This is a genomic window from uncultured Dialister sp. (genome assembly GCA_900314595.1).
Classification (GTDB): Bacteria; Bacillota; Negativicutes; order Veillonellales; family Dialisteraceae; genus Dialister.
Window position 1 is genome coordinate 1 of record OMVW01000051.1, and the last position, 9213, is coordinate 9213.

Annotated in this window: 8 protein-coding genes; all 8 read right to left on the minus strand. The window is 50.2% G+C overall.

Features of this window, described 5'->3' with window-relative positions; all coding sequences use genetic code 11:
* Window positions 1–289 precede the first annotated feature (289 nt).
* A complete protein-coding gene (locus tag QZN42_RS09330) occupies window positions 290–982 on the minus strand; it encodes an LrgB family protein (protein WP_296956975.1) in 693 nt (230 codons plus the stop codon).
* Window positions 983–995: 13 nt separating this feature from the next.
* Window positions 996–1352, minus strand: coding sequence for a CidA/LrgA family protein (locus QZN42_RS09335; RefSeq protein WP_296956977.1), 357 nt, complete (start codon window positions 1350–1352; stop codon window positions 996–998).
* Complete coding sequence (locus tag QZN42_RS09340; RefSeq protein WP_296956980.1) at window positions 1353–1958, minus strand: AAA family ATPase; 606 nt, start codon at window positions 1956–1958, stop codon at window positions 1353–1355.
* Window positions 1959–2241: 283 nt separating this feature from the next.
* Window positions 2242–3549, minus strand: a complete 1308-nt coding sequence (locus QZN42_RS09345) for an MFS transporter (protein ID WP_296956983.1) — start codon at window positions 3547–3549, stop codon at window positions 2242–2244.
* Window positions 3550–3834: 285 nt separating this feature from the next.
* On the minus strand, window positions 3835–5208 hold the full coding sequence (locus QZN42_RS09350) for an aminopeptidase (protein ID WP_296956985.1): 1374 nt from the start codon (window positions 5206–5208) through the stop codon (window positions 3835–3837).
* A 325-nt stretch (window positions 5209–5533) separates the two neighbouring features.
* Window positions 5534–6685: a sodium ion-translocating decarboxylase subunit beta gene (locus QZN42_RS09355; protein WP_296956987.1), complete on the minus strand. Its 1152-nt coding sequence runs from the start codon at window positions 6683–6685 to the stop codon at window positions 5534–5536.
* Between the two features lie 397 nt (window positions 6686–7082).
* The gene (locus tag QZN42_RS09360) at window positions 7083–7394 is read right to left on the minus strand and encodes a phospho-N-acetylmuramoyl-pentapeptide-transferase (RefSeq protein ID WP_296956989.1); all 312 of its coding nucleotides are present in this window, start codon (window positions 7392–7394) and stop codon (window positions 7083–7085) included.
* Window positions 7395–7730: 336 nt separating this feature from the next.
* Window positions 7731–8759, minus strand: a complete 1029-nt coding sequence (locus QZN42_RS09365; RefSeq protein ID WP_296956991.1) for a hypothetical protein — start codon at window positions 8757–8759, stop codon at window positions 7731–7733.
* Window positions 8760–9213 lie beyond the last annotated feature (454 nt).

Consider the following 9213-nt stretch of genomic DNA (forward strand, 5'->3'; position numbering starts at 1 on the left):
TCCTCAATGCCGCATAAAACATCCCAGTATACTTTGGAATGCAATAATGCAGATTTCATCGGAGCTGCCAGGTTATTTAAGGGTGCGAAGTTTGAGTTATCAGTTCACCGTGAAGGTGCGCGCAAAATGTATGCGCCGATTTTATAAAAGCTTCTATCTCAACCGGGAATAATTGGTTCAATAAAAAAGTCCGCTTCCACATGGAAACGGACTTCCTTCACTGCTAACTAAGAACTGATCACTTTTTCCTGCAGCTTATTACACCTGATTTTATTTCCAGCTTCCAGCTTCACAGAAGCAGCGCAAAAACCATGGCTCCCCCGACGGTCATGATTCCGGCCGCTACCATGGCAAGGGATGACATGGCTCCTTCGACGGCCCCCATTTCCATGGCACGGGACGTTCCCATGGCATGAGCCGCACTGCCGCAGGCAATGCCTTTGGCTACGGGATCGGTGATGTGGAAAAGTTTCAGCAGGAAGGGAGCGATGATATTTCCAATGACTCCCGTCACGATGATGGCTACTACCGTAATGGACACGTACCCGCCCAGTTCTTCAGAAACCCCCATACCGATGGCGGTGGTGATGGATTTCGGAAGGAGGGTAACGTAGGAGGCATGGTCGAAATGGAAAAATCTGGCCAGGACATAAATCGTTAGGAGTCCGGATACCATGCCTGCCGTAATGCCGCCCATGATGGCTTTGAAATTCCGGGAGAGGAGTTTCATCTGTTCATAGAGAGGCACGGCGAGACAGATCGTGGCCGGCGTCAGGAGGTAGGAAATATAGGAGGAACCTTTCGCATATTCCCTGTAGGGCACTCCCGTGGCCAGAAGAAATACAATGACCAGGGCAATGGCGATGAGGAGGGGATTCACCAGATCGTTCTGGAATTTATTATGAAGATAAAGCCCGATTCCATAGGCGGCAAGGGACAGGATGACGCCAAGAAAAAGGGAATGAATGAGAAATTCGTACATAATGACCTTTCTGTCACAGGGATTTCTTCTGGTGACGGATGATGAACTGGGTGGTGAGGCCGGAAACGACCATGACCACCAGCAGACTGACGAGGATAATCACGAGATATGGAAAAAGCCGGGGTCTGATGAGGGCCCAGGCATCGATGAGTCCCGCTGCCGCGGGGACGAACATGATGGGCATGGTTTCGATGAGGAAATGAACCGTTTCACGGACCTGGATGACGTGGAGGAGTTTCTTCCTCAGAAACAGGAAGAGCAGCAGGATCCCGTAAATGCTGGCGGGAATGGGAAGGGGGATAAGGACGTGGAGGATTTCTCCCGCAAAGGCCAAGGCGATGATGATGCCGAATTGTCTTAAAATATCCATTCAGGCCTGTCCTTTCGAAAGTTCACAGCATTTCTTAATCCCTGCATCCCTGATGAAATCCACGATGTATTCCGCAGCCTTTTCATAGCCCAGGACGTAGGTATTGAGGGCCAGGTCATAGAAACTGCCATAGCCCCACTGCTCTCCCGTATAAAATTTGTGATAGAGGGCGCGGTATTCGTCGATTTTTTCGATTTTCTCCGCCGCTTCCTTTTCACTGATCTGCCATTTCCTTGCCATGGAGGGGGTGCGGTCTTTCAAATCCCCGTGCAGGAAAATGGAAAAGCAGTCTCCCCGGCGGCGGAACACATAATTCCCGCAGCGCCCGATTATGATGCAGTCTTCTCCCTCAAGCATGCGATACAGCGCGTCCAGGGGCTGTTTCTTCACTTTCCTGTCCGAATGGACAGTAACAGAAAGGGCATAGACCAGGCTGTTCATGGGGTCTTCAGTGAAAAAGGTGGGCATATCGTCATAAATGCCCTCTTTCTTTGCCATTTCCAGAAGCATTTCCCAGCTGTAGAAAGGAATGTGCAGTTTCTCGGAAAGAAGATGGCCCACCACTTCTCCCCCCGCCCCGCATTCGCGGGCAATCGTTATAATCATGGTTTTCTCCTTTGATGAAATCAATAAGTGAAAATAATAACAGATTATAGCCCTGTTCCCCTGGTTTATCAATAGGTATATATAGAAAACTTCTATTAATTTTTGATAAAGATTGTAAGAATTATCGTCATATCAAAAAAGCGCCCCAAAGGGCGCCACTTCCCCGAATCCCGCACCCCGAACCCCGAAATCCCGCTAAAGACTCCGGCGGGGCATGCCGAGGTAAGGCTAATTCCCGAATACCGTAACTGACTCAGTTCATAAAACGGCCTAATGACTCCAATTATTTTATCACAGTTCCTCGCGTATCCCGAATAAAAAGGAATACATTCACTGCCGCTGCGAGATAGATGCAGGAGAGGAGGGCAAAGGCTGCGGAGAATCCGTGCTGCTGGGCGAGGGTGCCGATGATGACCGGTGCGAAGCCGCCTACGGCTCTTCCTGTATTGAAGATGAAATTCTGGGCCGTGGACCTTGCGTCAGTGGTGTAATTTTCAGAAAGAAGGGTCCCGTAGCCGGCCATCATTCCATTGCAGAAGAAACCAAGGAAGGCCCCGCCGATGAGGAGGGCCAGCGGACTTCCCAGATTGACATAGACGTAAACCATGGCTGCCGCGCCAAAGTAGAAAAGGATATAGGGGATTTTTCGCCCCAGTTTGTCACAGAGGTAACCGAAAATATAAATGCCTGCAATCATGCCGATGACCGTGACGATCATCCAGCCGGACATGGATTTCGTCGTAAGCCCATGTTCCTTGAGAAGGATCATGGGGAGCCACACCATAATTCCGTAGTAGCCAAAGTTCTGCACGGAAGTCATGATGGTAAGGGAAATGGTGGTCAGCGTTTTATTTCCAAAAAGATGAGCCAGCGGGAATTTGCCTGCTTCTGCCAGTTCCGCCTTTTCTTCTTCCGTCAGTGTTTCACCGGCTGCCTTTTTTGCTTTCAGCGCTTTTTTCATTTCATGGCGTTTGACCCAGACCGGCGGTTCCTTGATGCCCCTTCTTGCCCAGGCAGCCAGGATGGCCGGCACTACGCCCACCAGGAAAAGTCCCCTCCAGCCCCATTCGGGAAGGACAAAGGCCGCAAGAATAGCCGCGAGGACCGCCCCTGCCTGCCAGCCCATAGCCACACCTGCAGTCGCTCTGGCACGCTTGGCAGCCGGCCAGGTTTCCGTCACAAGGGTCATACCGATTCCGTATTCGCCGCCCAGGCCGAGACCTGCCAGGAAGCGGAGGATATTGAGATGCATGGCATTATCTGCAAAAGCGCAGGCACCTGTAAAAATAGAGAAAAGAATAATAGTCAGGGAAAATGTGTGTACCCTTCCGAAATAATCCGCAAAGACCCCGAAGAGGTACCCGCCCAGGACCGTACCAATCAGGGTGTAGGTGGCAATAAGTCCCCCTTCTCCCAGGGTCAGTCCGAATTCACTCACAATGGCAGCCATGGCAAAAGAAAGGATAAGCACGTCCAGCCCGTCCATAGCATAGCCGATGATGGATGCCCACATCACCTTCCACCGCTCACTTCTGGTGACTCCGGTTTCTTCAAATTCCAGTTCTTCCACAGACTTCTCTTCCGCCGTCATTTTTCCTCCCCTTTGAAATATAAATGAAGCACAAATTGTCTCATTATATAATGAAATTCCCCATTTGGGAAGAGCTTCTGATAAAAGTGGAAAATTGTCCAAATCTTTATATATTATCCGGATCGATGCAAAATCCCATACAAAAATAGCGCCCCGAAAGGGGCGCCACCTTCACGAATCACGAATCACGAAATCCCGGAATTGACTCGAACAGAACATGTCCCTTTCAGGGCTGACTCACGAATACCGTTATTGACTCAGGTCATTCAACTGATATTTGACTCATTACTTACTTTCGAAAAACGCCTTATACGCCAGATACGTCTCATAGGCATCGGCCTTGGAGAGAAGGTCATAGGGGGAATGCATGGAAAGCATGGCTGTGCCGCAGTCTACCACTTCTGCGCCCCAGTCGGCCATCATGAATGCGATGGTTCCGCCGCCTCCCTGGTCCACTTTGCCCAGTTCACCGATCTGCCAGCAGACTCCGGCTTCGTCAAAAATGGCCCTGATTTTCTGCAGGAATTCCGCATTGGCATCGTTGCTTCCGCCTTTTCCGCGGGAACCGCCATATTTCGTAAGGTTCACGCCATATCCAAGGAAGGAGGCATTGTCTCTTTCAGAAACTTCGGGGAACATGGGGTCCAGGCAGGAGTTCACGTCTGCAGAAAGCATTTCGCTGTTTTCCATCGTTTCATAGAAGTCAAGAATTGAATGATCGCCCTGGAGTGCGAGCATTTTCATGACGAATTTGACGAAATAGGAAGATTCCATGCCCGTATTTCCATAGGAGCCGATTTCCTCCTTATCCGTAAGGAGGGCCGCCTGGGTCTTTACGCCCGGTCTGGCATCGAGAATGGCTGCCAGGTTTGCATAGGAGCAGACCCGGTCATCCTGTCCGTAGGAAGCGATGAGGGACCGGTCGAAGCCCACGTCCCTGCTCTTTGTGGCCGGTACCAGTTCCAGCTCGGCCGTTGCAAAGTCTTCTTCTTCAATTCCATAGGTTTCTTTCAGGAATTTCATGAACAGTTCTTTTGCTTTGGCCTTGCCTTCGATATTCGTCCAGGCAATGGCCTGCAGCTGTTCGCCGGTGATGCCTTCTGCCAGAGGTTTCTTCATCTGGTCCTGGGCCATATGGATGAGAAGGTCGGAAATATAGAATATGGGGTCCTCTTCTTTCATGCCCACATTGATTTCTACTTTTGTGCCGTCTTTCCTGAAAATCACGCCGATTAAGGCCAGAGGGATGGTAGGCCACTGGTATTTCTTGATTCCCCCATAATAATGGGTGCGGAAATAAACGACTCCTTCTGCCTCACGCACCGGATTGGCCTTGAGGTCAAGTCTGGGCGAATCGATGTGGGAGCCTACGATTTTGATTCCTTCATGTACCGGTTCTTCCCCGATGACTGCCAGAATGACGGATTTCCCCTTCTGGTTCCAGTAAACTTTATCGCCCGGCTTCAATTCTTTCATTTCATAAAGGGGCTTGAAACCTTTTTCTTCCGCCTGACGCAGGATTTCAGTGACTGCGAGCCGTTCGGTCCGGGCCGTATCGAGGAAAGCTTTGTACTTTTCTCCGTAAGCCATGACCGCCTTTCTTTCAGTCTGGTTCATCCGCTGCCACACGGACTTCGTTCTGCTGTATGGTTCTTTCATGAGTATGTCCTCCTTTGGTGATTTTTACAGTACTATTATAGCATGATAAAGAAAAGGATGGGGAAGATGTTAGTGATAAGTGATTAGCCGTTAGTTGTTAGCTGTCAACCAATTTAAATATAAAAAAGGGCGCCCATTTATTTCACAGGCGCCCACCTTCACTTACCACTTATCACTTACCACTATTTCCAACTTTCAATCTTTCGGAAACGCCTTATTGAGCAGATAAGTCAGCCCCGCAAAGAGAGCCATCACTACGAAAAGAAGAGGATAGGCGATGACCATCATGGTTAAAGCAGATTCTACGCTGGACATAATTTCCTCCTTACATTAATACGGGAATGAGAGCCAGCACGAGACCGCCGGCTACCACCGATGCCACCTGGCCTGCCACATTGACGCCCATGGCATGCTGGATGATGTAGTTCGTATGGTCTTCCTTGAGAGCCATCTTTGCAATGAGACGGCCGGACATGGGGAATGCGGAAATACCGCAGGCGCCAATCATGGGATTGATTTTCTTCGTGAGGAAAAGGTTGGCGATTTTTGCAAAAACCAGGCCTCCCACTGTATCGAAAACAAAGGCAATCGCTCCGAGGCAGAGGATTTTCAATACATCCAGGGTGAGGATATTTTCAGCCGTCATAGTCCCGCCTACCGTAATTCCAAGAAGCAGGGTAGTCAGGTTGGACAGTTCATTCTGGGCCGTATCCGAAAGGGATTCGGTCACTCCGGACACTTTGAGAAGGTTGCCAAACATGAGGGCACCGATTAAGGGTACAGAAATAGGCGCCAGAATCCCGGCAATGACTACAATCATCAGGGGGAAAAGGAAAAGAGCCGTCTTCGATACCGGTTTTTCCTCCCGGTAAGCCATGCGGATCCGCCTTTCATGCTTTGTGGTGAGAAGCTTCACGATAGGCGGCTGGATAATGGGCACCAGAGACATATAGCAGAAGGCGGTCACCGTAAGGGGCGCCAGGAGGTTCGTCGCAAATTTCTGAGCTACGAAAATGGTGGTGGGCCCGTCAGCTGCGCCGATGATGCCGATGGATGCGGCTTCATTGAAGGGGAATCCCACCATGGCTGCCGCCAGGGTGGCCGCAAAGATACCGAAATGGGCAGCTGCCGCAAAAATCATGACATAGGGCGCACGGATTAATGGATCGAATTCACACATGGCCCCTACACCGATAAAGATGAGCACCGGGAAAAGTTCATTGGCAATCCCTGCCTGATAGAGGACGGAAAGGAAACCCGGTTCCCCGCCCGACGTGGGGATCACTGCGAAATGACCGGGAATATTCGCCAGGATGCAGCCCACACCCATAGGGAAGAGCAGCACCGGTTCATAATCCTTCTTCACCCCCAGCCAGATGAGAATGGCCCCGATGGCCATCATCACCCATACCAGAGGATCCCCCATGCCGAGGACCCCGCTGAATAATTCCTTTGCAATACTTTCCCAGACTGTCATGTGTACCTCCTGTTGGGAATCAATAAAAGCATTATATAGTATATAAAATAAAGGATAACCTGATTATGACTGAACTTTTGAATCGGGGCAGTCGGGGTGATCGGGATGATCGGGGCGGTCGGGAAGGATATGGTTTCCTTCGAAAACCAATCTTATAAAGTGCGCTTCGCGCACGGCCTTCGGCTCCCAATTATTGAAAATGAGTCTTTTATACCCGCCTGTGCACATTCCCCATATATACTCGCTGCCGCATCAGGGGCAGCACCTCCACTTATCACTTATCACTACTCACTTAACACTATCTTTTAAAAAAAAAGACCTGACATTTTTCAATGCCAGGTCTGTCCTTTTATTTCCTGCCCCCGTGCCATCCGCAGGAAAGGGATTATTCATTTGATTACAGATTGATTCCGAAAATCGGAAGGACTGCAAATACGAGAAGCGCCCAGATGAGTCCGGAAGCTGCGAAAATTCCAATCGTAATGAGGAGTCCCGGAATGGATGTGGGGACGCCCAGAAGGCTCAGGTTGCCAAATACGCCGCGCCTTTCAAAAATACCGTTCGTGCTTCTCTGGCGGAACCATTTATGCTTGTTTTCCTGACCGATACTGTAAGCCACAATGACAGCCACAATGGAAGCAATCAGCCAGAACAGCAGGAACCGTCCTGCATGGAAATCTTTCACATCAGATAAATCTATTAACTGCATGGTCATACTCTCCTTATACAGTCTATAGTTTATCAAGATTCAAAGGATAAAGCAAGCAATTTTTAGACAGGCGAGGGGGAAGAAACAGGGGTAAGGGATACGGGGTAAGGGAAAAGGGAAGGTGGCGCCGCTGATGCGGCGCGAGAATATACGGGGACTTTGCGCAGGCGAGAATAAAAGCTCGTCAGCAGTAGCAGCCCGCCGAAGGCCGTGCGCGAAGCGCACTATATAAAATTGGTTTTCCGAAGGAAAACCATATCCTTCCCTTTCCCCTTTTCCCTTACCCCTTTCCCCCGATTTTAAAAAACAGTAAATTCCTGCCAGCCCACAGATTCTTTATTTCTTCGGCGGTGGTCTGTGTCCACCGGGCGGGGGCCTGTGGCCATGGCCGTCACGAGGCGGCGGGGGCCTGTGGCCTCTTCTCGGCGGTGGTCCCGGGTGACGGCGGTAGCCGTACCAGCCGCCCCAGTATGGCCAGCCCCAGAAATCATCGTACCACATCATCCGTTCCATATAGATGCGGGTGACATAGGCATCATAAATCATCTGCTGCAGCTGCTCTTTGGTCACCACATTGACTTCCCGGACAGCTGTCCCCTTCTGGTCGCCCAGGGTATAGTCCACCATGATAGCCGCCTTGCCTGCAGCCACCGGTTCCACGGAATTTTCGCTGCCGATGGTGGCAATGGCCTCGTTCATACTTTTGGCACTGACCGTAAAAGGCACATTACCCGGCGTCAGCAGACGGACGACGCCCTTGCTGCCCAGAGCCAGATACTTCGGATAGACCACCAGCCGGCTCTTCTTCAGAAGTTTCTCTGCACTCCCGTAAATCATGCCCGGTTCTTCGCCGTCCATGCGCCATACGGAAGTCTTATCCCTGGCTACGAAGTAATCCCCGATCTGCTCATGGGACGTCTCATCATAAGCGCGGACGCGGCGGAAATATTTATCCGTCAGCTTCTTGTCTATGCGAAGGTAGTACGCATTCTTATCGGCCGGAAGACCGGTGAGCTCCGGATTGAGCCCTTCCATGATTTCCGTTACCTTGTCATAGGTACCGCCGTCAGTGAGGTAGAACTCTTTAACCAGTTTTTCACTGCGTCCTGCCAGCGGATCCACCTGCGGCTTTTTCACTGCCGGTTTTTCTTCCTCAGCGGCCGTTTTTTCTTCCACCGCTGCCGTACTATCCGCATCTGCTGAAGAAACAGTCTCTTCCGGTTTGGAAGGATTCGATTTCTCCGCAACAAAAGCTTCCGCCTTCACCGATGGCTTCATATCCGCCGCATGCGAGGGAAATACTCCCCCCGTCAGCAGCAGGGCCAGAAGCAGAGTCCCCAGAGCTTTGCTTCTTATATTCATCATAACGCCTCCTTTCGGGAATTCTTATAATTATATTATAACGCTATTGTCATATATGGTATAGATTCCGGATTTCGCATATCCCGGGTCAACATTGCAGAAAAAGTGGGCAGTGTTAAGTGATAAGTGGTAAGTGAAGGATATGGTTTGCTTTCGCAAACCAATTTTTTATAGTGCGCTATCGCGCACGGCCTTTGGCGTTCAATCAGTGCTAATGAGCTTTCACCCCACCTGTGCAAAGTCCCCATAAATAATTTGCGGCCCATCAGGGCCGCAACCTTCGCTTACCACTTATCACTTATCTCCTGCCACTCGGATAAAGCTCATATAAATGGCTCTGAACAACTCACATAAAAATATTTAATAATAAAAAAGTAAAAATAAAATCAACTTTTTGTACTATATAGTCGGAGGCAGGAGAAAGGGCCCCCGGGAAATCCTTCAGGAACCTGAATGT

Coding starts and splice junctions, on each gene's coding strand:
- QZN42_RS09330 (WP_296956975.1), bottom strand. CDS start 982: ATGTACGAATTTCTCATTCATTCCCTTTTTCTTGGCGTCATCCTGTCC.
- QZN42_RS09335 (WP_296956977.1), bottom strand. CDS start 1,352: ATGGATATTTTAAGACAATTCGGCATCATCATCGCCTTGGCCTTTGCG.
- QZN42_RS09340 (WP_296956980.1), bottom strand. CDS start 1,958: ATGATTATAACGATTGCCCGCGAATGCGGGGCGGGGGGAGAAGTGGTG.
- QZN42_RS09345 (WP_296956983.1), bottom strand. CDS start 3,549: ATGACGGCGGAAGAGAAGTCTGTGGAAGAACTGGAATTTGAAGAAACC.
- QZN42_RS09350 (WP_296956985.1), bottom strand. CDS start 5,208: ATGAAAGAACCATACAGCAGAACGAAGTCCGTGTGGCAGCGGATGAAC.
- QZN42_RS09355 (WP_296956987.1), bottom strand. CDS start 6,685: ATGACAGTCTGGGAAAGTATTGCAAAGGAATTATTCAGCGGGGTCCTC.
- QZN42_RS09360 (WP_296956989.1), bottom strand. CDS start 7,394: ATGCAGTTAATAGATTTATCTGATGTGAAAGATTTCCATGCAGGACGG.
- QZN42_RS09365 (WP_296956991.1), bottom strand. CDS start 8,759: ATGATGAATATAAGAAGCAAAGCTCTGGGGACTCTGCTTCTGGCCCTG.